General features: G+C 51.6%; 6 tRNA genes. All 6 read left to right on the forward strand.

Features of this window, described 5'->3' with window-relative positions:
• The first annotated feature begins 3 nt into the window (after nt 1-3).
• A tRNA-Val gene (locus RAH41_RS22485) sits at nt 4-79 on the forward strand.
• Nucleotides 80-82: 3 nt separating this feature from the next.
• Nucleotides 83-155: transfer RNA gene (locus tag RAH41_RS22490), tRNA-Thr, on the forward strand.
• A 7-nt stretch (nt 156-162) separates the two neighbouring features.
• Nucleotides 163-238: transfer RNA gene (locus RAH41_RS22495), tRNA-Lys, on the forward strand.
• Nucleotides 239-258: 20 nt separating this feature from the next.
• Nucleotides 259-341 (forward strand) — tRNA-Leu (locus RAH41_RS22500).
• A gap of 29 nt (nt 342-370) precedes the next feature.
• Nucleotides 371-445 (forward strand) — tRNA-Gly (locus RAH41_RS22505).
• 8 nt (nt 446-453) lie between these two features.
• A tRNA-Leu gene (locus tag RAH41_RS22510) sits at nt 454-540 on the forward strand.
• The last annotated feature ends 63 nt before the right edge of the window (nt 541-603 follow it).

Below are 603 nucleotides of genomic sequence, written 5' to 3' on the forward strand. Positions count from 1 at the left end.
GTTGGAGGATTAGCTCAGCTGGGAGAGCACCTGCCTTACAAGCAGGGGGTCGGCGGTTCGAGCCCGTCATCCTCCACCATATGCCGACTTAGCTCAATTGGTAGAGCAACTGACTTGTAATCAGTAGGTTGGGGGTTCAAGTCCTCTAGTCGGCACTCTTTTGAGCCATTAGCTCAGTAGGTAGAGCATCTGACTTTTAATCAGAGGGTCGAAGGTTCGAATCCTTCATGGCTCACCATTTTCTCAAAAGAGAATATTGCGGGTGTGGCGGAATTGGCAGACGCGCTAGACTTAGGATCTAGTACTTCGGTGTGGGGGTTCGAGTCCCTTCACCCGCACCATTTAAATTTATAAGTTATAAGCAGTATACGCGGAAGTAGTTCAGTGGTAGAATACAACCTTGCCAAGGTTGGGGTCGCGGGTTCGAGCCCCGTCTTCCGCTCCACATATGCTGCCGGGGTGGTGGAATGGCAGACACACAGGACTTAAAATCCTGCGGGGGTTGACCCCGTGCCGGTTCGAGTCCGGCCCTCGGTACCATTTATAATATGCGCCCGTAGCTCAATTGGATAGAGCGTTTGACTACGGATCAAAAGGTTATGG

Source organism: Gottfriedia acidiceleris (assembly GCF_036421055.1).
Lineage (GTDB): Bacteria > Bacillota > Bacilli > Bacillales > Bacillaceae_G > Gottfriedia > Gottfriedia acidiceleris_C.